Annotated in this window: 25 protein-coding genes and 1 riboswitch; of the genes, 16 read left to right on the top strand and 9 right to left on the bottom strand. The window is 67.3% G+C overall.

Features of this window, described 5'->3' with window-relative positions; all coding sequences use genetic code 11:
• Positions 1 to 31 precede the first annotated feature (31 nt).
• The 3 genes from M5C96_RS02030 to M5C96_RS02020 all read right to left on the bottom strand — a co-directional run bounded on the left by M5C96_RS02030 (position 32) and on the right by M5C96_RS02020 (position 1940).
• A complete protein-coding gene (locus tag M5C96_RS02030; RefSeq protein WP_272566834.1) occupies positions 32 to 835 on the bottom strand; it encodes a DUF2145 domain-containing protein in 804 nt (267 codons plus the stop codon).
• A gap of 11 nt (positions 836 to 846) precedes the next feature.
• Positions 847 to 1317, bottom strand: coding sequence for a hypothetical protein (locus M5C96_RS02025; RefSeq protein WP_272566833.1), 471 nt, complete (start codon positions 1315 to 1317; stop codon positions 847 to 849).
• 95 nt (positions 1318 to 1412) lie between these two features.
• Positions 1413 to 1940: a YiaA/YiaB family inner membrane protein gene (locus M5C96_RS02020; protein WP_272566832.1), complete on the bottom strand. Its 528-nt coding sequence runs from the start codon at positions 1938 to 1940 to the stop codon at positions 1413 to 1415.
• A 217-nt stretch (positions 1941 to 2157) separates the two neighbouring features.
• Between M5C96_RS02020 and M5C96_RS02015 the strand changes: the two genes are divergently transcribed.
• Complete coding sequence (locus M5C96_RS02015; RefSeq protein WP_272566831.1) at positions 2158 to 3750, top strand: surface layer protein NpdA; 1593 nt, start codon at positions 2158 to 2160, stop codon at positions 3748 to 3750.
• A gap of 288 nt (positions 3751 to 4038) precedes the next feature.
• Positions 4039 to 5652, top strand: coding sequence for a surface layer protein NpdA (locus tag M5C96_RS02010; protein ID WP_272566830.1), 1614 nt, complete (start codon positions 4039 to 4041; stop codon positions 5650 to 5652).
• Positions 5653 to 5810: 158 nt separating this feature from the next.
• On the opposite strand, the gene M5C96_RS02005 is transcribed toward M5C96_RS02010, so the two are convergent.
• Positions 5811 to 6332, bottom strand: coding sequence for an Lrp/AsnC family transcriptional regulator (locus M5C96_RS02005; RefSeq protein WP_272566828.1), 522 nt, complete (start codon positions 6330 to 6332; stop codon positions 5811 to 5813).
• 218 nt (positions 6333 to 6550) lie between these two features.
• On the opposite strand from M5C96_RS02005, the gene M5C96_RS02000 reads away from it, so the two are divergent.
• Positions 6551 to 7567 (top strand): 1-aminocyclopropane-1-carboxylate deaminase, encoded by a 1017-nt coding sequence (locus M5C96_RS02000; RefSeq protein ID WP_272566827.1) that lies wholly within the window; start codon positions 6551 to 6553, stop codon positions 7565 to 7567.
• A 25-nt stretch (positions 7568 to 7592) separates the two neighbouring features.
• Entirely contained in the window at positions 7593 to 10289 is a 2697-nt protein-coding gene (gene mdeB / locus M5C96_RS01995; RefSeq protein ID WP_272566825.1) for an alpha-ketoglutarate dehydrogenase, read from the top strand.
• Positions 10290 to 10335: 46 nt separating this feature from the next.
• Here mdeB and M5C96_RS01990 read toward each other — a convergent pair whose 3' ends face one another.
• On the bottom strand, positions 10336 to 12279 hold the full coding sequence (locus M5C96_RS01990; RefSeq protein ID WP_272566824.1) for an MFS transporter: 1944 nt from the start codon (positions 12277 to 12279) through the stop codon (positions 10336 to 10338).
• Positions 12280 to 12305: 26 nt separating this feature from the next.
• Positions 12306 to 13277 (bottom strand): hypothetical protein, encoded by a 972-nt coding sequence (locus M5C96_RS01985; protein WP_272566823.1) that lies wholly within the window; start codon positions 13275 to 13277, stop codon positions 12306 to 12308.
• Positions 13278 to 13430: 153 nt separating this feature from the next.
• On the opposite strand from M5C96_RS01985, the gene M5C96_RS01980 reads away from it, so the two are divergent.
• The gene (locus tag M5C96_RS01980) at positions 13431 to 14162 is read left to right on the top strand and encodes a helix-turn-helix domain-containing protein (RefSeq protein WP_272566821.1); all 732 of its coding nucleotides are present in this window, start codon (positions 13431 to 13433) and stop codon (positions 14160 to 14162) included.
• Positions 14163 to 14253: 91 nt separating this feature from the next.
• On the opposite strand, the gene M5C96_RS01975 is transcribed toward M5C96_RS01980, so the two are convergent.
• The 3 genes from M5C96_RS01975 to M5C96_RS01965 all read right to left on the bottom strand — a co-directional run bounded on the left by M5C96_RS01975 (position 14254) and on the right by M5C96_RS01965 (position 16292).
• Positions 14254 to 14691 (bottom strand): hypothetical protein, encoded by a 438-nt coding sequence (locus M5C96_RS01975; RefSeq protein ID WP_272566819.1) that lies wholly within the window; start codon positions 14689 to 14691, stop codon positions 14254 to 14256.
• A 237-nt stretch (positions 14692 to 14928) separates the two neighbouring features.
• A complete protein-coding gene (locus M5C96_RS01970; RefSeq protein WP_272569558.1) occupies positions 14929 to 16014 on the bottom strand; it encodes an IS5 family transposase in 1086 nt (361 codons plus the stop codon).
• A complete protein-coding gene (locus M5C96_RS01965; RefSeq protein WP_272566817.1) occupies positions 16014 to 16292 on the bottom strand; it encodes a hypothetical protein in 279 nt (92 codons plus the stop codon). The genes M5C96_RS01970 and M5C96_RS01965 overlap by 1 nt, the downstream gene beginning before the upstream one ends.
• 387 nt (positions 16293 to 16679) lie before the next feature.
• Between M5C96_RS01965 and M5C96_RS01960 the strand changes: the two genes are divergently transcribed.
• From M5C96_RS01960 to M5C96_RS01910, 11 genes are all read left to right on the top strand, one after another.
• Complete coding sequence (locus M5C96_RS01960; protein WP_272566816.1) at positions 16680 to 17000, top strand: FAD-binding monooxygenase; 321 nt, start codon at positions 16680 to 16682, stop codon at positions 16998 to 17000.
• Between the two features lie 122 nt (positions 17001 to 17122).
• Complete coding sequence (locus M5C96_RS01955; RefSeq protein ID WP_272566815.1) at positions 17123 to 17440, top strand: R body protein; 318 nt, start codon at positions 17123 to 17125, stop codon at positions 17438 to 17440.
• A gap of 35 nt (positions 17441 to 17475) precedes the next feature.
• Complete coding sequence (locus M5C96_RS01950; RefSeq protein WP_272566814.1) at positions 17476 to 17979, top strand: hypothetical protein; 504 nt, start codon at positions 17476 to 17478, stop codon at positions 17977 to 17979.
• A gap of 72 nt (positions 17980 to 18051) precedes the next feature.
• Positions 18052 to 18429, top strand: a complete 378-nt coding sequence (locus tag M5C96_RS01945; RefSeq protein ID WP_272566813.1) for a hypothetical protein — start codon at positions 18052 to 18054, stop codon at positions 18427 to 18429.
• Positions 18426 to 18767, top strand: a complete 342-nt coding sequence (locus tag M5C96_RS01940) for a hypothetical protein (RefSeq protein ID WP_272566811.1) — start codon at positions 18426 to 18428, stop codon at positions 18765 to 18767. The genes M5C96_RS01945 and M5C96_RS01940 overlap by 4 nt, the downstream gene beginning before the upstream one ends.
• Positions 18764 to 18967: a Ras family protein gene (locus tag M5C96_RS01935; RefSeq protein ID WP_272566810.1), complete on the top strand. Its 204-nt coding sequence runs from the start codon at positions 18764 to 18766 to the stop codon at positions 18965 to 18967. Before M5C96_RS01940 ends, M5C96_RS01935 begins: the two co-directional genes overlap by 4 nt.
• Position 18968: 1 nt before the next feature.
• Complete coding sequence (locus M5C96_RS01930; protein WP_272566808.1) at positions 18969 to 19190, top strand: hypothetical protein; 222 nt, start codon at positions 18969 to 18971, stop codon at positions 19188 to 19190.
• Between the two features lie 10 nt (positions 19191 to 19200).
• Positions 19201 to 19896, top strand: coding sequence for a hypothetical protein (locus M5C96_RS01925; protein ID WP_272566807.1), 696 nt, complete (start codon positions 19201 to 19203; stop codon positions 19894 to 19896).
• A gap of 332 nt (positions 19897 to 20228) precedes the next feature.
• A complete protein-coding gene (locus M5C96_RS01920; protein WP_272566806.1) occupies positions 20229 to 20651 on the top strand; it encodes a YXWGXW repeat-containing protein in 423 nt (140 codons plus the stop codon).
• Between the two features lie 149 nt (positions 20652 to 20800).
• On the top strand, positions 20801 to 21820 hold the full coding sequence (locus tag M5C96_RS01915; RefSeq protein WP_272566805.1) for a Bug family tripartite tricarboxylate transporter substrate binding protein: 1020 nt from the start codon (positions 20801 to 20803) through the stop codon (positions 21818 to 21820).
• Between the two features lie 149 nt (positions 21821 to 21969).
• Positions 21970 to 22080, top strand: a riboswitch (glycine riboswitch).
• A gap of 93 nt (positions 22081 to 22173) precedes the next feature.
• A complete protein-coding gene (locus tag M5C96_RS01910) occupies positions 22174 to 23478 on the top strand; it encodes a D-amino acid dehydrogenase (protein ID WP_272566804.1) in 1305 nt (434 codons plus the stop codon).
• Positions 23479 to 23549: the final 71 nt, after the last annotated feature.

Here is a 23549-nt window from a genome sequence, read left to right as displayed (position 1 = left end):
AGCGGCTTTTGACTATAAACCCGCGTTGGCGTCACGGCGGCGGCAGCGCCACCGGGGCCGATGCCAGTTGTGCGCGCTGCAGCCACGCCAGGGCGGAGTCCACGGTCACCGTGGCGATGCGGTTGGCGAAACGCTCGCTGTCCGGGTGGTCGTCGAACGCCACGTTCGCCGCCGTCACCCGCCCGCCCAGCCGCGTGAGCGCGCCGACCTTGAGCACGGTCGGCTCATACCCCTTGTAGCGCAGCCAGGCCTGCGCCTGATCGCGCCGGAGCACGGTGCCGGGCTCCATGGCCGCGGCCAGCGTCTCCATCGCCCACTGGTTCGACTGCTGGTACTTCGTGCCCCAGGCGTAGCTCACCATGCTGTAGGGCCGCTGGTGCATGGCCGTGGCGCGCGTGCGGTCGGCGAGCACGGCCATCATCCGCTGCTGCACCTCGGGCGTGGGCACGGCCCACACGGCCTCGTAGCGCCACAGGTCGTCGAGAAAGAACTCGCCCAGCCCCTGCCGGTACACCACGCCCACCGCGGTGCCGCACTCGTTGAGCTTGTGCACCACGCGCCAGGGCCCCTGCGGCGTGCGGTAGGCCCAGCCCAGGTGAGAGTAGCGCAGCCCGTAACGGGACAGGTCCTGCCCCGCACGCGCCAGGACCACCACCTGGGTGCCCGAGCGGGCGTGCTCCGCGTCCAGGGCGCGGGCCGTGCGGGCGGCCAGGTCCATGCCGCGCTCGATGAGCTGCGGGGTCGGCTTGCGCGCCTCGCACGAGCGGCCCGCGTGCGCGGTGCCGGTTCCGGCGAGAGCAACCGCCGCCAGGGCGGCCAGGGTCCGTCTGCGCATGGTCCGCCCCCTCACAGCCGCTCGTTGTAGAGCAGCGCACGGCCCAGGGCATTGGGCACGAAGGCCAGCGCCTCGCCCGCCACCGACAGGACGACGCCGGTGCCGATCACGCTGCAGGCCACCGCCGACCCCACGGCATGGACCGTGCCGGAGGCCGCGCGGCCGGCCACCTCCACGCTCACCTGGGCGCCATCGGACGCCCGCTCCAGCATATACACGGTGCCGTTGGCCGACGCCTCCACGGCCTTCACGGTGAGGATCGCGCCACCCACCGACAACGCGACGGGAACGGCCGCCACCGCCCCGGCGGCCGTGGACGCCACCGAAGCGGTGCCCACCACCGAGGCCACGGGCAGCAGCGACAGGCCGACGGACACCTCGCTCTGCGCATGCACGGCGCCTGCCGCCAGCGCAAAGGCCAGGCCGAAGCCCACGGCCCGGCGGGCCCAGGAAAAACGGAGGATCAGAGTCTCGATGCGCATGGTCTTTCTCCAGAAAAAGGGCGCGACAGCGGGGCCGCCGTGCGCGCAAGGGACGGCCGGGAAAGCGGGCACCGCGCCCGCTCCGGCCCCCGGGTTCACTCCGCCGTCGCCTTGCCCGCCTTGTCCGGGGCGGCGGCCGGTGCGGAAGGGGTGCCACCGGCTGGCATGGAGGCCTCGCGGCGGCCTTGCCAGCGGGCGTCCGCCAGGTCCGCCTCGTGGCGGTCACGCAGCATCTTGGCCAGCGTGAAGGCGGTGGTGATCAGGTAGAGCCAGCTCACGCCCAGGAAGGCCTGGTAGGTGGGGTTGATGTCCATGCTCCACAGGCCCCAGCCCGTGAGGCCCACGGCCACCGCGAACGCGCCCCAGACGACCAGCTTGAACATCGGCGTGTCCGCACCGTGGCGCATCTGGTTGTCCCGCACGAACTTCGCCAGCATGAACACGGCCGAGAGGCAAAAGACGTAACCCATCACCATGAAGGCCCGCTCCATGGCCACCCCTGGCAGCCACGCCAGCCCCACCGCACAGCAGAACACGGCGATGCCGAACGAGACCCAGACCTGCAGGCGCCAGGCGGGCGTATCGCGCTGGATCAGGGGCGAAGGAGCAAAGGGGTGTGACATGGAGAGAAGGGCTTGCGGCCCGTGGTGGAACATGGGGCGGATCATGCGCAGGCCGCCCACCCCGGCGCGCCCTGGAATGCACGGGTGGCGGGCTTTCGGCTGCCAGGTATCGCGTGGCGATACTTTCCCTGCTTCCCCAGTCCCTCGGCGAGTGCCACAACCGCGCGGATTGCGGTAATCTGCCGCCATCATTGGCTCTCCCTCCGAAGGATTCCGCATGCCTATCCAGAAGATCGCGGCCGCGTGCGCCCTGCTGTGCAGCGCCGGCTTCGCCTCCAGCGCCCTGGCCGGCGTCATCGCCGGCACGGGGAGCACGCCCTCCAGCAGCGTGATGGGCACCACCGATGCCACCACCTATTCCATCGCCGAAAGCGGCCCCGGCCACAGCCTCGTGGTGCCTTACTTCACGGCGCAGAACGGGCAGATGACGGTGCTGCACCTGGTCAACACCGACTTGAACAACGGCAAGGCCGTGAAGCTGCGCTTTCGCGGCGCCAACAACGGCGATGGCCTGCTGCACATGACCGTGCTGCTGGCCCCCGGCGACGTCTGGACCGGCGCGGTGACGGCCGGTGCCAACGGCATCGCGCAACTCACCACCGCCGATGCGACCTGCACCTCGCCCCGGCTCGCGCCCGGCGTGGCGCAAGCCTTCGTGACCGAACGGCTCAACCCCCTGTGGACTGCCAACGTGCAGGCCAACCACACCCGCGAAGGCGCCATCGAGGCGATCGTGGCGGCCGACATTCCCGCCGCCGCCGTGTACGGCACGGGCCAGCAGGAACGCTCCGCACTCTTCACGGCCATCCGCCCGGTGAACGGCACGGCCCCCTGCACCGATGCGGCGCTGAACACGGCGCTGCTGGAGGACACCAGCGCCGAGGCCACGGCCGCTTCCCGGGGCCTGGCCACGCCCACGGGCGGCGTGGCGGGCACCTGGTACATCATCGACGTGCCCAACTCCACCACCTTCTCGGGGGCCGCCACCGCGATCCGCGCCGTCAACAACGCAGGCCGCAATGCACGGGGCAACTACGTGCTGTTTCCGCCCACCGCGCAGACCGTCACCGCGCCTGAGCGCTACACCGCCGACCCGCTGCTGGTCTCGGCCGGCTTCGCCACCCGCGTGAAGAACATCGACGGCGAAACCAGCGAGCCCACCAATGCGGCCGTCATCCAGGCGCGCTACTACGACCTGCCCGACCTGTCCACGCCCTACTACCTGCCGGCCGGCGAACGCAACGCGCGCAGGACGGCGGGGGACCTGTCGGCGCAACTGGCAGCCACCGAAGTGATGAACCAGTACGCCACCGACCCCTCCATTTCCGCCCGAACGGATTGGGTGTTGTCCATGCCCACCAAGCGCTACAGCGTGGCCTACGACTACAGCCAGCCCCCAGCGGTCGCCCGCGTGTATTCGGTGGTGCCGCCCTCGGACCTCGGCAGCCAGTATTTCTCGGGTGACGACACACAGGTCAAGACCAGCCCCGAGAGCGTGTGCAGCCAGTGGAACCTGACCTATTTCGACCGCCAGACCAGCACCAAGCTCGCCCTCAGCCCCGTGGTGGCCTGCGGCACGGTGGCCACGCTGGGCTTCCAGGAGGCGGGCCGCTCCGGCGTCTCGGCCTCGATCACCGCGCAGCCCCGATCGGACGCCTTCGTGTCCGGCTGGGCCAGCATCGCCACCAATGCGTCGGATGGCCGCCCCATCATCGGCGCCGCACTGCTCAAGCTCACCAACCCCAATGCCACACCTGGCGTCGCGGGCAATTACGGCCTGACGATGCCGCACATGTATAAAGCGCCCTGAGCGCACGCAGGGCGGCGGCCGATTGAGGCCGCCATGGGCCCGGCGCTCGGAACGGGTTCACGATCCTTGCCGGAGCCGCCGGGCACCATCGCCCGGCATGGCTCCCATCCTCAGCGCGGTGGTTTCGATTTGCGGGTGGCCTGCTGCATGCAGCAGCCGCCCAGGGCGGGCCTTTGGCCCCGCCCCACCACCACCGTGCCTACCCCATCGCGTGACAGGCTGCCTTTGCGCGGCCCATGGGCGATGGCGGAGACGTTCCCACCTGCCATCCCAATCACAGGAGAAACCGTGAAAGTCAAAACCATTTCCGGGGCGGTCAGCGCCCTGCTCGGCACGCTGGCCATGGCCGGCGCAGCACACGCAGGCGTGATCGCCGGCACCGGCGCCACGCCTTCCAGCACGCAGTTGGGCGGGACCGATGCCATCAGCTTCAAGGTGGCCGAAGGCCAGGCAGGCCATGCGCTGCTGGTGCCCTACTTCACGGCGCAGAACGGCCAGATGAGCGTGCTGCACCTGGTGAACACCGACCTCGACAACGGCAAGGTGGTGAAGGTGCGCTTTCGCGGCGCCAACAACGGCGACAGCCTGCTGAGTGTGCACGTGCTTCTGTCGCCCGGCGATGTGTGGACCGGCGCGGTGACGGCCGGTGCCGACGGCCTGGCGCAGCTGACCACCACCGACCGCAGCTGCACGCTGCCGCACCTCGCGCAGGGTGTGGCGCAACCGTTCTCCACAGGCCGGCTGGACCCCGCATGGACCCCCGAGGTGATGGCGGCCAACACCCGCGAGGGCGCCATCGAGGCCATCGTGATGGCCGACGTGCCGCAGGCGGCCCTCTATGGCCCCAACGGCGCCAGCCAGTCGGCGCTGTCCGTTGCCATTCAACAGGTGAAGGAGGTCGCGCCCTGCTCCGAGTCCGTGCTCAATGCCGCGCTGATGCAGGACACGAGCAGCGAAGCCGTCGCCGCCAGCCGCGGCCTCGCGGCCCCCAGCGGCCAGCTCAGCGCCACCTGGTACGTCATCGACGTGCCCGGCTCCACCACGTTCTCCGGCGCAGCCACGGCCATCCAGGCCATCAACAACACGGGCCTGCCGGCGCGCGGCAACTACATGCTGTTCCCTCCCACGGACACGGCGGTCTCGCAGCCGGAGCGCTACACCGCCGACCCCCTGCTGGTGTCCGCAGGCCTTGCCACGCGCAACAAGGATGCGCAGGGCAACACCGCATTCCCGACGACGGCGGCAGTCGTGCTGGCCCGCTACAACGACCTGCCCGACCTCTCCACGCCGGTCTACCTGCCCGCCACAGCAGACAGCGCACGGGCCACCGCCGGCGATCTCTCCCGGCTGCTGGCCGTTCGCGAGTTCAAGAACCAGTACGTTCTCGACGACTCCATCTCCGCCCGCACCGACTGGGTCGTGGCGACCCCCACCAAGCGGTACAGCGTGGCCAAGGACTACAGCCAGTCGGACCCATCGAACCAGCGCGTCTATTCCCTCGTGCCACCCAGCGGCGGCGGCGAGCAGTACTTCCATTCGCTCAACACCCAGGTCCGCGACGGCGTGTGCAGCCGGGGCGGCAGTTGGAGCTTCCGCATGGGCTCGCGCGATGGCAGCCTCACCCCGGAAAGCGTGATTTCAGACGCGGCATCGCAACCCGAAAGCTGCGGCGCACTGTCCGTGCTTTCGTTCTCGGACACCCGGTCGGCCGTTTCTTCTTCCGTGGCCCGCAAGACGCTGCAAGGAACGTTTTCCAACGGCTGGGCCATCTTCCGGATGCCCGACGCGAGAGGCATTCCCCTCATCGGCACTGCGTTCACCAAGCTGAACAACCCCAGCGCTACGCCCGGCGTGGCGGCCAACTATGGGCTGACCTTTCCGCATGTCGTGAAGGCGCCCTGACCCCCTGAGGCAGCCTCCCGTGACCTCCGCCCCGGCGGTGGTCACGCCCCAGGCATTCCAATGGCCGCTGCGTGGTGGATGAGCCGCGCCGCTCGCAGCGAAACCGCCCGGGCGGATCTTCCCGCCTTGCCGCGCGCCGCCGGCCTTCCGGCCCCGCTTCAGATCGCCATGGGCAGTTCGGTCGTCGAGAGCACGTTGCGGATCACCATGAACGAGCGCACCTGCCGCACGCCTGGCAGGTAGAGCAGCTGCTCCGCATGCAGGCGGTTGAAGCTCTCGCTGTCCCTGGTGCGCACCAGCATGAAATAGTCAAACTCGCCCGTCACCACGTGGCATTCCATGCAGCCCGAGATCTTGGCGGCGGCCTTCTCGAACTCGGCGAACGACTCGGGCGTGGAGCGGTCCAGCACCACGCCGATCATCACCAGCATGCCCGCGCCCACGGCGCGCGGATTGAGCAGCGCCACCACCCCGTCGATCAGCCCCAGGCGCTTGAGGCGCTCCACGCGCCGCAGGCAGGCAGGCGCGCTCAGGTGGACCTTGGCCGCCAGCGCCACGTTGGAGACCGAAGCATCGCGCTGCAGGGCCCGCAGGATGGCCTTGTCGGTGCGGTCCAGTTCGCCGGTGAGATCGGCGGCGGGTAACGGCATCGCAGGCTTTCTTAATTTTGTTGCGCACATGAATGATTTCCCGCAATGAATTCGAAATAAACAGGCTTCACAGCCTTTTTCAGGCCGATTTTCAATCCATTTTTGCAACCCTGTTGCGCCCGCATTTTCCTACCATTCCAGGCAACGGACTGCCCTTGTCGGTTGCCCCTGCCACTGCGCGGCAGCGGCAATCCACCGCGGCGCCGGAGCCCCGCCCCCATGCCCTTCCCTTTGCCAGGATGCTTCCCATGAACTTGCAGAAATTCCCCCGCCATTCGCTGACCTTCGGCCCCACGCCCATCCAGCCGCTGCCGCGCCTGTCCGCCCACCTGGGCGGCAAGGTCGATCTGTACGCCAAGCGCGAGGACTGCAACTCGGGCCTGGCCTTCGGCGGCAACAAGACGCGCAAGCTCGAATACCTCATTCCCGAGGCGATCGAAGGCGGCTACGACACGCTGGTCTCCATCGGCGGCATCCAGTCCAACCAGACGCGCCAAGTGGCCGCCGTGGCCGCACACCTGGGTATGAAGTGCGTGCTGGTGCAGGAGAACTGGGTGAACTACTCCGACGCGGTGTACGACCGCGTGGGCAACATCGAGATGAGCCGCATCATGGGCGCCGACGTGCGGCTGGACGCCGCGGGCTTCGACATCGGCATCCGCCCGAGCTGGGAGCAGGCCATGGAAGACGTGCGCCAGGCCGGCGGCAAGCCGTTTCCCATTCCCGCGGGCTGCTCCGAGCACCCCAAGGGCGGACTGGGCTTCGTCGGCTTCGCCGAAGAAGTGCGCCAGCAGGAAAAGGAACTGGGTTTTCAGTTCGACTACATCGTCGTGTGCTCGGTCACGGGCAGCACGCAGGCCGGCATGGTGGTGGGCTTCGCGGCCGATGGCCGGGCGGACAAGGTGATCGGCATCGATGCATCGGCCAAGCCGGAGCAGACCCGCGCGCAGATCCTGCGCATCGCGCAGAACACCGCCCAACTGGTGGAACTGGGCCGCGACATCACCGAAGCCGACATCGTGCTGGACACGCGCTACGGCGGCCCCGAATACGGCCTGCCCAGCGAGGGCACGCTGGAGGCGATCCGCCTGTGCGCGCGCCAGGAGGCCATGCTGACCGACCCGGTCTATGAAGGCAAGTCGATGCACGGCATGATCGAGATGGTGCGCAACGGCGAATTTCCAGCAGGCTCCAAGGTGCTGTATGCCCACCTGGGCGGCGTGCCCGCCCTGAACGCCTACAGTTTCCTTTTCCGCAACGGTTGATCACCCCCCAGGAGAACGCAGCACCATGACACGACTCGGCTGGCCCGGCGCCACCCCCTTGCCCGATACGCTCGACCCCGGGGAAGTACAGGAATGGTGCGATGCGCTCGACGGCCTGCTGGCCGCCTGGGAGCCCCGCCAGGGGCGCGAGCGTGCCGCGGCGCTGCTCGACGCGTTGTTGGCCCATGCGCGCCAGCGCGGGCTGCAATGGAGCCCGGCCGGCATCACCTCGTACCTCAACACCGTGCGGGTGGAGGAACAGCCGCCCTACCCGGGCGACCCGCAGATCGAGCAGCGGCTGTCGGCCATCGTGCGGTGGAACGCGCTGGCCATGGTGGTGCGGGCCAATGCCGCGCAGGGCGAGCTGGGCGGCCACATCGCCAGCTACGCCTCGGCGGCGGACCTGTTCGAGGTGGGCTTCCACCATTTCTTCCATGCGCGCACCGAGCAGCACGGCGGCGACCTGGTGTATTTTCAGCCGCACTCCGCGCCCGGCGTCTATGCGCGCGCCTACCTGGAAGGCCGGCTGAGCGAAGACTCCCTGCGCCACTACCGTCAGGAACTGGCTGCCGAGGCCGAGGGCATCCAGGGCCTGACCTCCTATCCCCACCCCTACCTGATGCCGGATTTCTGGCAGTTTCCCACCGGCTCGATGGGCATCGGCCCGATCAAGGCGATCTACCAGGCGCGCTTCATGCGCTACCTGGCCGATCGGGGCCTGTGCGACACGGCGGGCCGCAAGGTCTGGGGCTTCTTCGGCGACGGCGAGATGGACGAGCCCGAATCCATCGCCGCGCTCACCCTCGCCGCGCGCGAGGGGCTGGACAACTGCATCTTCGTCATCAACTGCAACCTGCAGCGCCTGGACGGCCCGGTGCGCGGCAACGGCCGCATCGTGGACGAGCTGGAATCGCTATTCACCGGCGCCGGCTGGAACGTCGTGAAATGCCTGTGGGGTTCCGAATGGGACGCGCTGCTGGCGCGCGACCACGGCCACGCGCTGGCCCGGGCCTTCGCGCAGACGGTGGACGGCGAGTTCCAGACCCTGAGCGCGAACGACGGCGCCTTCAACCGCCGCCACTTCTTCGGCAAGAGCCCCGAGCTGCAAGCCCTGGTGGCCCACCTGTCGGACGACGACATCGACCGCCTGCGCCGCGGCGGGCACGACCCGGCCAAGGTGCATGCCGCCTTCGCGCGCGCGGCAGGCCACACCGGCCAGCCCACCGTGGTGCTGGCCAAGACCATGAAGGGCTACGGCATGGGCAGCGTGGGCCAGGGCCGCATGACCTCGCACCAGCACAAGAAGCTGGGCGCCGACGAACTGCTGGCCTACCGCGACCGCTTCCACCTGCCACTGACCGACGAAGAGGCCCGCACCGCCGCCTTCTGCAAGCCCGCCGACGACAGCGCCGAGATGCGCTACCTGCACGACCGCCGCCAGGCGCTGGGCGGCTACCTGCCCGCACGCCGCGCCCGGGCGCCCGAAGTGGCCGTGCCGCCGCTGCCGGCCACCGGTGGCTTTGCGCTGGAGGCCGACGGCAAGGCCATGAGCACCACCATGGCCTTCGTGCGCCTGATGGGCAACCTGCTGAAGGACGAGGCGCTGGGGCCGCGCGTCGTGCCCATCGTGGCCGACGAGGCCCGCACCTTCGGCATGGCGGGGCTGTTCCGTCAGGTCGGCATCTATGCGCCGTTCGGCCAGCTCTACCAGCCCGAGGACAACGCCTCGATGCTGGTGTACCGGGAAGAAAAATCCGGCCAGATCCTGGAAGAAGGCATCACCGAGGCCGGCGCGCTGGCCTCGTGGACGGCGGCGGCCACCAGCTATTCGACGCACGGGCTGTCGATGCTGCCGTTCTACATTTTCTACAGCATGTTCGGCTTTCAGCGCGTGGGCGACCTGATCTGGGCCGCGGCCGATCAGCGGGCGCGCGGCTTTCTCATCGGCGCCACCTCGGGCCGCACCACGCTGGGCGGCGAGGGGCTGCAGCACCAGGACGGCAGCAGCCACCTGATGGCCTCCACCATTCCGAACTGCCGTGCCTACGACCCGGCCTTCGCGGGCGAGCTGGCCGTGATCGTGGACCACGGCATGCGCCGCATGGTCGAGGCGCAGATCGACGAATTCTTCTACATCACCGTCACCAACGAGAACGTGGCCAACCCCAGCCTGCCCGCCGACGCGCACGACGGCGTGGTGCGCGGCATGTACCGGCTGCGGCAGGGCGCGCCGGCACTGGCGCACCGCGTGCAGCTCTTCGGCAGCGGCGCCATCCTGGGCGAGGTGCTCAAGGCCGCCGACCGGCTGGAGCAGCAGCACGGCGTGGCGGCCGATGTGTGGAGCGTGACGAGCTACGTGGAACTGGCGCGCGAGGGGCAGGCCTGCGAGCGCGGCTGGCGCCAGGGCGAGCGCGATGCGGTGGGCAGCTGGTTCGAGCAGCAACTGGCACCCACGTCCGGGCCCATCGTCGCCGCGAGCGACTACGTGGTGGCATTGCCCGAGATGGTGCGCGCCTTCGTGCCGCCGGGCCGGCGCTATGTGACGCTGGGCACCGATGGCTTCGGCCGCAGCGACTCGCGCGCCGCCCTGCGGGCGCACTTCGCGGTGGATGCCGATGCCATCGTGCAGGCCAGCCTGCGCGCCCGCGAGGAGGACGACACCGACGAGGCGTCGGCCGAGCAGCGGCGGCTGCAGGGCCTGGCCTCGCTCGCCGTCACCTGAGGCGGCGCGCCCCGCCTTCGCAGCGGGGCCTCTGCAATGACAGCGCTCAGTCGGCCAGCAGGCCCGCCACCCGTTCGCGCAGCAGATCGGGCTGCACCAGCGTGGCCGGCACGGCCGGCCCGACGTTCAGGCCCACCCGGTTGAACAGGCCGCGCCGGAAGGGCCGCGCCATCGCGGTGCCCCGCTCGATGCGGCTGAAATACGAGCCCCACAGGTTGGTCAGCGCCATCGGGATCACCGGGGGCGCCACGCCTTCTTCGCGGGCGCGCTCGAGGATCTTCATGATGCCGCCTTTGAACGGCTGCAGTTGCCCGTCGCGCGTGATGCCACCCTCGGGAAAGATCGCAAGCAAATCCCCTTCCCGCAGCACCTGGGCGGCGCGCTCGAACGCCGCGGCATAGACCGCGGGATCTTCCTTTTGCGGGGCGATGGGAATGGCCTTGGCCAGGCGGAACAGCCAGCCGAGCACCGGCACGCGGAAGATGCGGTGGTCCATCACGAAGTAGATCGGGCGCGGGCTCGCCGCCATGAGCAGCACCGCGTCCACGAAGCTCACATGGTTGCACACCAGGATGGCCGCGCCCTGGGTGGGCAGGTGCTGGTCGCCCCGGATCCTGAAGCGGTAGACGAAGCGCGACGCCACCCACGCCACGAAGCGCAGCAGGTATTCGGGCACCAGCAGGAAGATGTAGAACGCCACGATGGCGTTGGCGATGCCCGTGAACAGGAAGATCTGCGGCACAGAAAAGCCCGCGCCCAGCAGCGCCCCGGCGATCAGCGAGCTGCCGATCATGAACAGCGCGTTCAGGATGTTGTTGGCCGCGATGATGCGCGCCCGGTGCGTGGGCTGGCTGCGCATCTGGATCAGGGCATACATAGGCACGCTATACAGGCCGGCGAACAGGCTCAGCAGCGCCAGGTCGGCCATCACGCGCCAGTGCGCGGCCTGCCCCACGAAGGCGCCCAGCCCCATCTCGGGCCCGGGCGGCAGGGAGCGGGAGGCGAAGTACAGGTCGATGGCGAACACGCTCATGCCGATGGCGCCCAGCGGCACCAGGCCGATTTCCACGTGCCGGCGGCTCAGCACCTCGCACAGCAGCGAACCCACGCCGATGCCCACCGAGAACACCACCAGCAGCAGCGAGGCCACGTGCGCATCGCCGTGCAGCACCTCCTTCGCAAAGCTCGGAAACTGCGAGAGGAACACCGCGCCGAAGAACCACATCCAGCTGATGCCCAGCAGCGAGCGGAACACCACGGGGCTCGCGTGCGCGAGCTTCAGGTTGCGCCAGGTCTCGGTCACCGGGTTCCAGTTGATCGACAGGCCCGGGTCGGTGGCCGGCACGCTCGGAATGAACTGCGCCACCGCGCGCCCGGCCAAGGCCAGCAGCACGCAGGCCGCCGCCACCCAGGCATGGCCGATGTCCGGCACCGCCACCAGCAACCCGCCCGCCACCTGGCCCAGCAGGATGGCGACGAAGGTGCCCATCTCCACCATGCCGTTGCCGCCCGTCAGCTCGCGCTCGTTCAGCACCTGGGGCATGTACGCGAACTTGACCGGCCCGAACAGCGTGGAATGCAGCCCCATGAGGAAGGTGCACGCCAGCAGCACGGCGGCGCTGGAGGCGAGGAACCCCCAGGCCGCCACCAGCATGATGGCGATCTCCAGGTTCTTCACGAATCGGATCATGCGGGTCTTGTCGAACTTGTCCGTCAGCTGCCCCGACGTGGCCGAAAACAGCAGGAAGGGCAGGATGAACAGCGCGCCGATCACCAAGCCGGCCATGGACGGCGGCATCCACGACACGCTGAGCTGGTAGGTCACCATCACCGTGAAGGCGAACTTGAACAGGTTGTCGTTCGCCGCGCCGGCGAACTGCGTCCAGAAGAAGGGTGCGAAGCGGCGCTGGCGCAGCAGGGCGAACTGGTTGGGGTGCGACGGCTCGGCCGCGCGGGGGTGGTCGGCCATGCGGGCCTGTTCTTGGCTCATGCCGTGCTCCTGTGTGGAATGGTTCTTCAGACGCGTTGCGCCGCGGCGCCAGGCTGGGCCCCCTCGTCCGCGCTGGCGGCGATTGTGCCCCGGCGCAGGCCCGTTGCGGCCGCCGCCGGGCGGCGCCAGGGCACCGCCCGCACGCACTGCGCCCAGTAGGCGCCCGGCAGCGGGGCGCGGCGCGGCGCCAGCGCTGCGATCACCGGCCATGCAGCCAGGGCCGCCGCCACGTGCTTGAGGCTGTGGCCCGACACCCAGCCGCCCGTCCAGCCGAACACCGCGTGGTCGCCCAGCTCCAGCAGCTTGGCCAGGGCATACCAGCCGATCACGGCCACCAGCGACAGGGGCGGCCGGCCGGACCGCGCTGGCACCATCGCCAGCGCCGCGACCAGCAGCATGCCCCCGCCCTGCAGCACGCCCCAGGGCAGCACCTGCCCCGCCGTTCCCCACGCCCGCAGCGACAACGCGCCCGCCAGCGGCACCACACAGGCCAGCACCCAGGCGGGCCGCGCACCCATGCGCCCATCGACCGCCAGGCCCAGCAGCCCGGTGAAGGCCACCAGCATGCCCATGCGGTCCCACAGCAGCGTGATGCCTTGCGGCACCGCGTGGTACAGCGCCGAGGCGCCGGCCGTGAGCAGCAGGCCAGAGAAAAAGATCGCCGCCATCACCGCCGTGGTGGTGCGGCCGGTGCCGGGCGCCTGCGCCGCCCCTTCGCCGCACCCGCCACCCTGGCCGCTGCGCACCCATTGCACCAGGCGCCGCACGCCCAGCAGACCCATGAGGGCGAACGGCAGGTTGGTAAGCACGTCCATGGCATGCGCGATGCCCCACAGCGCGCGCTGGTCGGCAAAGGCATGCTGGTGCGGGTCCGCCGCCACCTGCGGGCCCCAGGCGCCCACGGCGGCCAGCACCGTCAGGACGCCATACAAGGCCCACTCGGCCGGGGCCGGACGCGAGAGGAAGGCGCGGGAAAAAGAACGGGTGGACGACGGCATGGACGAAACTCCGGAAGGCAGCGGGGTGGAACGGGGGACGGACGAGGAAGGGACGGGGAATGGAACGCAGTCTCTCCACCCTTGCCACGCCAGGGCGCACGAAACGCGCCCAGACCCATCGCCGGCCACGCCGGGTATCCATAATCGATACCCATGAGCACCACTACCGACCTCGTTGCCGCCCTCAAGAAGGAACTCAAATCCGCGCAGATGACCTATGCGGACCTGGCCCAGGCCCTGGGGATGGCCGAGTCCAGCGTCAAGCGCATGCTGGCCAAGGGCGACATGCCGCTGTCGCGCATCGATGCGATCTGCCGGGCACTGGCGCTCGATTTCGCCGATCTGGCGCGGCGCGTGGCCGACAGCCAGCCGTTGCTCAAGGAACTGAGCCAGGCGCAGGAAACGGCGGTGGTGGCCGACAAGAAGCTGATGCTCATGGCGATCTGCGTGCTGAGCCAGTGGACACTGGAGCAGATAGTGACCACATACCGCCTGAGCGAGGCCGAGGGGGTGAAGTACCTCGCGCAGCTCGACCGCATCGGCATCATCGAATTGCGCCCCCTGAACCGCTACCGCCTCAAACTCGCCAAGACCTTCCGCTGGCGCCCCCACGGCCCGGTGATGCACTACTTTCGCGACCATGCGCTGCTCGACTACTTCGCCGGGAGCTTCGACGGCCCGGGCGAAGGCGTGCTGCTGGTGCACGGCGCGATCAGCCGCAGCCTGGCGCCGGCCTTCTGGGAGCGCATGCAGCGCGTGGCGCACGATTTCGCGCAGCAGCACCTGGCCGACCAGCGCATGCCCGAGCGCGAACGCGAGGGCTACACCGTCCTGCTGGCGCTGCGCAGCTGGGAGTTCGACGTGTTCACCAGCATGCGAAGGTAAATCGCATTCCGTGCCCTGCCACGTGGTCCGAGAGCGGCCATTTCGAGCTCTCTCGAAGCCTGGCGGCCAAGACAGGCAGTGATGCCGCGGGTCACTTCAAGGATGAAACAACAGGCTTGAGAGCGCTGCAAATGGACGTCGCGAGTTCCTCCTGCTGTTGAATCCCGAAGTGGACCGAGCAGTCGAAATGCCGAGCCCAGGTGATCCGTTTGAGAGAAGAATCCACCAGCCGTATGGACGCACGGATGCGCTCGGTGTCGATGCGCAGGCTGCTTTCGACGCAATGGTGCGACCTGCCGCGCTGGCTGGTCCCTCCAGGGTCACCGGCATTCGGCCCGGCCGATGACGCGGGCGCCACCAACACGTCTCCAAAAGCACGAAAGAGCTGGTTCACCAGTTCCTCATAGAGCCCGCGGGCGAAAGCATGCCCGTCAACACGCTCCGCAATGCATTGGACCGGCTGCACCATGAGACGGTTGGGATGCGCCGGGTCTTCGGGAGGGGATGCAGGGCGGTGGATCACCGGCATGTAGCTCCCCACCGGAATGCGGATCTCGATTCCTCCCTGCGGCCTGTGGGCCGCGTAGTAGGCGTCCAGCCTTTGGCGCAGTCGCCCGATCTGGACCCTGACGATCGGGAGCCTCTCACAACCCCATGTTTGACGAATCCGAATAGGGAGGAGTGGGCGCCAGTAGCCGTTTGAGCGTGATGAGGCCCAGCAACGGTCTGCGCCTGGGTGCATGAGGGGCCTTGCAGGCCCGGTGGCTCAGGCTTTCACCGTTTGCAGGCGCACTTGTGCCTTGCCAGTGGCGGGCTTGAAGAAAGCATCCACGCCCCGATGCAGGAACCAGGCCAGTCGCTTCATGTTGTAGCAGGCGGCCATCATCGTCATCCCCACCGTGGCGCGCGCCTGTCCGATGGTGCGCACGAACTTGCCCCCCAGGTGGCGGATACCGGCGAACACGTGCTCCACCTTGGCTCGTTTCTTTGCGATGCGCTGGTTGCGCCCCTTCTGGCATTCGCTCTGTGGTCGGCCCGCCTGCGCACGGCGCTGCATCGCATCCACGAATCCCAGCACTTTCAGCATCTGGCACCTTTGGCGGCTCGGGTAGGCTTTGTCCGCATGCACTGCCCGCCCGGTGTTGTGCATGTCCAGCACCTCATCGAAGTGGTGCCCGTCGTGCTCGCTGGCCGTGCCCGTGGCGAGGCGGCGGATGAAGCCGTGCTTGAGGTCCACGCTCACGCTGAGCTTGTAGCCGAAGTGGCTTTTGCCGTGCTTCTTCGTGTGCGTGGCCTCCACATCCTTTTGCCTGCGTCGCGCTTGGCTCCAGTCCGGCTGCCCGCCTTGTGCCAGCGTTCGCCGCTCCTGCTGGCCGATGTGCTGTCGGGGCGCGGGCACCAGCGTGGCATCAATGGCTTGCCCGCCCCGGGCGATGTAGCCGTGGCGCTGCAGTTGGGCATCCACCCCCTGGAACAAGGCCGTTGCCCCGCCCACGCCAAGGCGCTCGCCAAAGCGCCAGATCGTTTTGCGGTCCGGCACGTTCATCGCATCCTGCAACAGGCAAAACCGCTGGTAGCTCCCCCGGTCCAGCAACTGATACTCCATCTGCTCATCGGACAGGTTGTACAGCCGCTTCAACACCAGGATGCGCACCATCACCTCGGTGGGGTAGGCGGGCCGACCGCCCCGGCGGCCACCCCCGCGTTCGATCAAGGCATCCACCAGCCGGGCCAGTTCTGCGAAGTCGATGTGCCGCGCGATCACCTGCAGCGGATCGCCCACCTCATCTCTCTTGTGTTGGCGCGAGGCCTCAGCGAACAGGTCGAACTTCAGGGCGCTACGGGGAGTGATCATGGCAAAGGATGGAGCACGCATTCTCGATCAACAAGGGACCGGATGGGTTTTGAGAGGTTCCCGATCGGGTCTTCGCCCGGCATGTAGGCAGAAGCTTCGCGGTCGAAAACCTCGATCCCGATGGTGTGCTCGTTGGTATTGCGATTTTCTCCGGCGACCGCCTGCTCCACGAGAAAACGGAAAAGCCGCTTCATCCGATGCGCCTTTGCAAACGCATCGCTCTCCAATATCGCGTCGCACGCCTCCCTGATTTGATTTTCTTCGATCTCATTCATCTTACGCCTCACTGAGTACCTCATCGGTTAACGGTGCATCCACGCGTGGCCCTCCCAAAAGCCCCAAAAAACGCTGGCACTTCAATCAGGCGACCGGCGCGACTCCAATAACTTGAAAACCATTGGTTGCCGCCATCGCCGGCTTTTCAATACCCGTTTAATGCGCTGCCACGCGCGGCCGACATATTCACCCCGCAACGTGTTTTTCGGGCTGAGCCGTTCTGAATAGATCTGAAAAAAACTGCGCGCCCTCAAAGAGGAATACTGTTACGGTAACAGCCGCCAGGAGTTACCGTATCGATACTTCATTTTTTCTTTGCCGGAATTAATATAGCGCCACACCAACCAAATTTGGCAAACGGAACCCCGCCAGCTATGGAGAGATAAATGGCCGACTCACTCCCCGCCGATGTCATTCAGGCAATTGCCATATCCAATGCAAAGTCCATTGGCGAGCAGCCTGCCATTTTGGCGAATCTCGCGCTAGCACAGCAAATATTCAACCAGAATATGCAGCAGCAAATCGCCTTGAGCCAGCAGCAGGCCATGAATCAAGTGCAGATGGCAGCCGCCGCAAAATGCGTCACCATGATCGAGAAAAGCGATGGCAAACAAGGCGAGCCTTCCATGGAAAGAATACTCAAAGACATTCAGGAATTCATGAAAGTCATTCAAGAAAAAGCCGCCGGCAACGCATCGGGACAATAATTCATTCACGAATGCCATTCATTGCATTTCTTGCAAATGCAATGAACCATCCTCCCAATTCCGGGGTGCGGTAGGTAACCCGCTTTTTTATCAACCTGCAATCCATCTCAAGGAGAAACACCATGGCAACTCTGCCCGAAGAAGTAGTGAGCGCTGTCGCGATCGGCAACCTGAAAGCCATCTCGGAACAGCCCGCGATGCTGTCCAACCTGGCCTATTCCAATACCGTGGCCAATACCAATCTGTCCCAGCAGAACGCTGTGGCCAATCAGCAGGCCATGAACGAACTGGGCATCTCCATCGTTGCCAAGGCATCCAACACGGTGAGCAACATCGGTCCGCTGGAGGCCCGCTCGGCCGTCGATGTCCTGACCAACGACGAACTGGCGCAGACCATCGCCGACATGAAGGCCACGCTGCAGGCTTTCAGCGGTCGTTGATCCCGGCCTCTCAGCGCTGACACGGAGGACAAAACATGATTGATGCACAAGTCACGAGTGCGGTCGCCGTCGGCAATCTGAAAGCCATTTCAGAGCAGCCGGCGATGCTGTCCAACCTCGCGTACGCGAATGTGGTCACGACCAACAACCTGGGACAGCAGAACGCCGTGGCAAACCAGCAGGCGATCGGCGAACTGGGTATTCCGCTGGTGGCGAAGGCCACGAACACCATCAGCACCATCGGACCCATGGAGGCCCGGTCTGCGGTGGATGTTCTGACCAACAACGAGTTGGCGCAATCGATCGCCGATCTGAAGGCGGCGGTGAACGCCTTCGCGGCGCCTTCGGGCGGAAGCGGTGCGGCTGGCCGAGCAACGCTCCGGGCGCTGATGGACAGGGGCCTTCGCGTGGACCCGGCCGGGCAGTTGGTCGTTCCACCGGGTATCACCATCCTTGTCCCCGGAAAAGTGGCCAAGGAGGAGATCCTCATCGATCTCCAGCCCAACTACTTCACCGTGAAGGTCAAGGCGAACGGCTGAATGCGTCGACAAGCTAGATGACGAAGGTGGGGCTGCCTGCGGGCCGCTCCACCCCTTTCAAACGGAGGGAATATGGGAACCATCGAAATCAACAGCGTGGGCGACGACACGCCTCGGCACCCCGCCGTGTCGGCGGTCGCTCTGTCGGGATGGGTGACCGCGCAGCAGCCTTCGGCACTGTCGAACCTGGCGTATGCCAACCAGGTCGTCAGTGGCGACCTGAGCGCCAAAGCCCAGGTGGCGCGCCAGGATGCCATGAACCGCCTTCGCCACACGATCGTGGCCTCGGCCGTGGCACGCATCCAGGCGCCGGGGCCTTGCACCGCCCGGTCGTTGGTGACGGTACTCACCAACAACGAATTGGCGCAGACCCTTGCCGGCCTGAAGAGCGCCCTTGGCGCCCTCTCGATGCGGCAGACCACCGCCCCTGTGCGAACGGCCATCCCATGAACCAGGCCACGCGGGAGCCGACGCCGATGGAACTGCACAACACCATGCTCATGGAGCAAATCCAGAGCCGGCTGAAAAGCGGATTCGATGCGGCATTGCAGGGCGGCAACTACTACGTGGTCCGAAGCAGCCTGACAGGGGTGCTGTCCGTTCTGGCATCGACCACCATCACCGACGACCACGATGTGGCTTTCGGCCCTCAGCCGTTTTCGCAATGCATCGGCTATGTCAACTCCACCGTCGTCATGCGAACGGTTGAAAAAAACGATTGGGAATCGGACCCCGCTCTCACGCCGGTCCTTCCGAAGAAACACAAAGACAAAGACACTGAGCAATGAAACAACCCCAATCGCTGGCACAACTGGGCCAGGTCGTCGAAAGCATCGCCGACTCCATGACGAAGGTGGCCACCAACATCGCGATGCTGGGCGTCGAGGGCAACGCCGATGAACAGATGCGGGTCATCACCGAGGAGAACAACAAGGTGCTGGACTACATTCGCCAGCTGTACAAACTGCCGCCAGCGCCGGAGCAGTGACATGGCAGCCAGCGGCGCCATCGTGGACGCTCCCCTGTCGGCCGTGGCGGCGCTCAATGCCGTCGCGCTGCCCAGCGCCGAAGCCTCTTACACCCTGATGGTCGAGGTGCTGGAAAGCGATTCCTCCCCACTCATCTTCGGATCGTTGGCCCTGAGCGCCAGCGCCATCATCCGGGGACTGAACGCCTACGAAGCCACCACGGTGGCGGGCAGCCCTGAATAGGGTCACCTGCATGCCACGTCGCGAAACCCCATGGCGGCCTTTGCCGGCACAGGTGGTGGTGGTGGCATTTCCGCAGGCATATCGCCAATATCCCTCCGGCATGGGGCTGGACGGCTATGCAGGCGATTTCATTCTGGTTCAAGCCGACCCAGGCGACATCCAATTGCCTGACAGCGCAGGCGACTGGTTGAACCTTTCGCCGCCCGTGGCACTGTCCCCCGGACTGAGCCGTGTGAATTACGAGGCCACGGACAACACCTTGTCCATGCGCCGTCTGGCGGTTCCAGTCGGTGTCCGAGGAAAGACCTATGCGGTGGAGTTCATGCAGCAGCCCGGTGAACTGGTGCAGACGCAAATGGTGAGGGTGCTGAATTCACCGCTGGCCCTCGATTGCCTGATCGCCGTTTCGTTCATCGCCAGCCTGATCAAGAAGATCCCGATCCCTCCGATCAAGGCGATCGTGGCGGTGATCGCGGTGGTGGCATTGCTTGCGCTGGGAATGGCCGTGTCGTTGTTGCGGCGCAGTTTCATCCTGGTGCCAGAACCCTTGCCGCTGTCCACCGACACCAACGGCGTGCCCATCACCATCGTTCCCGGCGTGTCGGTATCGAATGTCCTGCCACTCGAGAACGTGTTGGCAGAAAACCAGACCATCGCACTGCAGACGATCAAGGCGGTTTATTGGTTGATAAAGGAAGTGCAATGACGTCTGCGACCGGGAGAACCACGGCATGCGTTGGGTCAGGAAAATCCATGGATGACTACACGGGTTTCAGCACCGCCAAGTTTCCGGGGATGGAGTCCCTCGCAAGACCCGAGCCGCCCGGCCCCATGGAACGCAAAGGCGCAAGCCGATATGGATGGCGCAACGCTCTGCCAGCCGCTGAGTTTTTGACCTTCAGGGCATAGCCCACCGACCCTCCCGGCCGGAAACACCCGGTCACAACACTTCGCGCCGCGGCGACACCGGCTTGACGTTGGAGGATCACGATGGAGGTGCTGAAAAAAACACACAGCGCTTTTCCAAAGGAGATCGTCATGACCCGCAAGACCATTGCCCTCACCGCCGCCACGCTGGCCCTCGCCGCGATGGGCTCCGTCACCACCGTGGCACGGGCAGCCACCAGTGCCACCGTGATCGTGCAGTCTGGCGGACCGGTGTACCAGCAGCCCGGGCCCGTGATGGTGCAGTACCAGGCACCGCCCCCGCCCCGCCGGGAAGCCGTGCCGCCCCCGCGCCGCGGCATGGTGTGGGAGACGGGCCATTGGGAATGGCGCGGCCATCGCCATGTCTGGGTGGCCGGCCACTGGGTCCGCGCCCGCCCCGGCTATGTCTACCGCCAGCCGGCCTGGGTGCAGCACGACGGCCGCTGGGAGATGCGCCGCGGCGGCTGGGACCGCGACGGCGACGGCGTGCCCAACCGCCAGGACCGCCGCCCGGACAACCCGAACCGGTACTGAGCCACGCGGGGCCCGCGCGGCCCCGTGCCCGCCGCGTTCCCCCCATGGCGGCGGCGCGCCCCCGGCCCATATGCATATGGCGCGCGGCGCATGAACGCTTGCCCACAATGGCGCATCGGTTCTCACCCCGCGTTCAGCGCCCCTCTGCCATGCCGCTCCGCTTTCCCATCACCCACCGCGCCATCCGCCGCATCGCCGCCGCCCTGGCCTGCGCCGCGGCCACCACCTTCAGCTTCGCCGCCCACGCCGAAGCGGCCGGCTGGCCCCGGCAACCCATCACCCTGATCCTGGGCTTTCCGGCGGGCTCGGGCATCGACGTCGTGGCCCGCGCGGTGCAGGAGCCCCTGAGCCAGAAGCTCGGGCAGCCCATCGTCATCGACTACAAATCGGGCGCGGCCGGCAACATCGCTAGCGAGTTCGTGGCCCGCGCCCGGCCCGACGGCTACACGCTGGCCTTCGGCACCGCCGCCACGCATGGCAGCAACGCCGCGCTCTACCCGAAGCTGCCCTTCGACGTGGAGAACGACTTCGTCCCGGTGGGCCCGCTGATCGACGTGTCGAACGTGCTCACCATCAACCCCGACGTCATCGACGCGAAGACGCTCCAGGAGTTCGTCGCGCTGGTGAAGGCCCACCCCGGCCAATACAACTACGCCTCCACCGGCAACGGCGCCGGCACGCACATGGCGTTCGCCGAATTCAATGCGCGCCTGGGCCTGGACATGGTCCACGTGCCCTACAAGGGCGGCCCCGAAGCCATCACGTCGGTGGTGCGCGGCGAGACCTGCTGCATCATGAACCAGGTGCAGACCGTGCTGCCGCACTACAAGGCCGGCAAGGTGCGCCTGCTGGGCGTGACCACCGCCAAGCCCGTGGCCGCCGTCAAGGAGGTGCCCACCATCGCCTCCAGCGGCCTGCCGGGCACGCAGGGCTTCGACAGCTCGATCTGGTTCGGCCTCTTCGCGCCCAAGGGAACGGACGCCGCCGTGGTGCAGAAACTCAACACCGCCCTGCGCCAGGTGCTGGAGCAGCCCGAGGTGCGCGAGCGCTTCGAATCGCAGGGCAACGCCGTGCGCATCGAGACGCCCGCGCAGTTTCGCCAGACCGTCCACACCGACCGCGCCAAGTGGGCCCAGGTGGTGAAGGACGCCCGGATCCGCATCGACTGACCGCACGGCCCGCCCCTTCGCCGCGCACCGGGTTTGCGCGGCGCGGCTTCGCTGCTACGATGCACCCCGCAGGAGAGCGAACGGCCCCCGGGCCGCTCCACCGAAGGCGCAAACTCCCATACACGCTCAGGTCCCGTACTGCACCACCATCAAAGCCGTCTGGAGAGCCGCCATGCATGCCATGGCGCACCGAAGGAGCAAGCCCCTCGCCGTGTTGGCGCAGGGTGAATCTCTCAGGTACCAAGGACAGGGGGAGCGGCAGCACAGCAGATCGCCGTCGGCTGCACGCTATCGATTCAATAGCACCACGCCGGCGATCTGCTTGCGCAAACCTTCCAAAAGGCTTGTGAATCATGCGCGTGATCGTTCTCGGTGCCGGCCTGCTCGGCACCACCTCCGCCTATTTCCTGCAACAACTCGGCCACGAAGTGACCGTCATCGACCGCCAGGGCGTGCCCGGTGCGGAAACCAGCTTCGCCAACGGCGGGCAGATCTCGGTAAGCCATGCCGAGCCCTGGGCCAACCCCGGCGCGCCGTTCAAGGTGCTGAAATGGCTGGGCCGCGAAGACGCCCCCCTGCTCTTTCGCCTGCGCGCCGACATGCGCCAGTGGCTGTGGGGCCTGCAGTTCCTGCGCGAATGCACGCCGGCCCGCACGCGGCACAACATCGAGCAGATCGTGCGCCTGGGCACCTACAGCCGCGACACGCTGCAGCAGCTGCGCCGCGATACGGGCCTCCAGTACGACCAGCGCACGCAGGGCATCCTGCACTTCTACACGAGCGCCCGGGAGTTCGATGCCGCGCTCGCTCCCGCCGAGCAGATGCGCGCCCTGGGCTGCGAGCGCCGCGTGGTCAGCGCCGACGAGGCCGTGCGGCTGGAGCCCGCGCTCGCCCACATCCGCCCGCAACTGGCCGGCGCCACCTACACGGCTGAGGACGAATCGGGCGACGCCAACACCTTCACGCGCGAGCTGGCCCGGCTGGCGCAGGCGGCGGGCGTGCAGTTCCGTACCGGCTGCCACATCACGGCGCTGCGCACGGCGGGCGGCGCCATCGACCATGCCGAGATCACCAACGCGGAAGGCCGCTTCGAACGCGTGCGGGGCGATGCCTACGTGCTGGCCATGGGCTCGTTCAGCCCGCTGCTGGCCGAGCCGCTGGGCCTGCGCCTGCCCATCTACCCGGCCAAGGGCTATTCGGTCACGATGCCCGTGCGCGATGCCTCGGCGGCCTACGAGGTGAGCCTGACGGACGATGAATTCAAGCTCGTCTTCTCGCGCTACACCAGCGAGCGCGGCGACCGCCTGCGCATCGCCGGCACGGCGGAACTCAACGGCTACCAGCGCGACTTGAACCCCGTGCGCTGCGAAGCCATCGTGCGCCGCGTGGAAGAACTCTTTCCCGGCGCGGGCGACACACGCCAGGCCCAGTTCTGGACCGGGCTGCGCCCTGCCACGCCCAGCAACGTGCCGCTGATCGGCAAGACGAAGATCGGCAACCTGTTCCTCAACACGGGCCACGGCACGCTGGGCTGGACGCACGCCTGCGGCTCGGGCCGCTCCATCGCCCGCATTGTGAGCGGGCTGGCGCCGGAAGTGGACTTCGCCTTCACCGGCATGCCGCGCACCGCCGCACCCGCGCTCCTGCCGGTGACCTGAGGTCCATTGCTATTATTTTCATAGCTGTCGCTGCATGATTTTCTAGGGCGTGAGGCCAAAAAGGCTTAAAC

It is taken from the genome of Acidovorax sp. GBBC 1281, from assembly GCF_028473645.1.
Classification (GTDB): Bacteria; Pseudomonadota; Gammaproteobacteria; order Burkholderiales; family Burkholderiaceae_C; genus Paracidovorax.
Note: the sequence above shows the minus strand (reverse complement) of the source record. Positions and strands in the feature narration are given on the sequence as shown.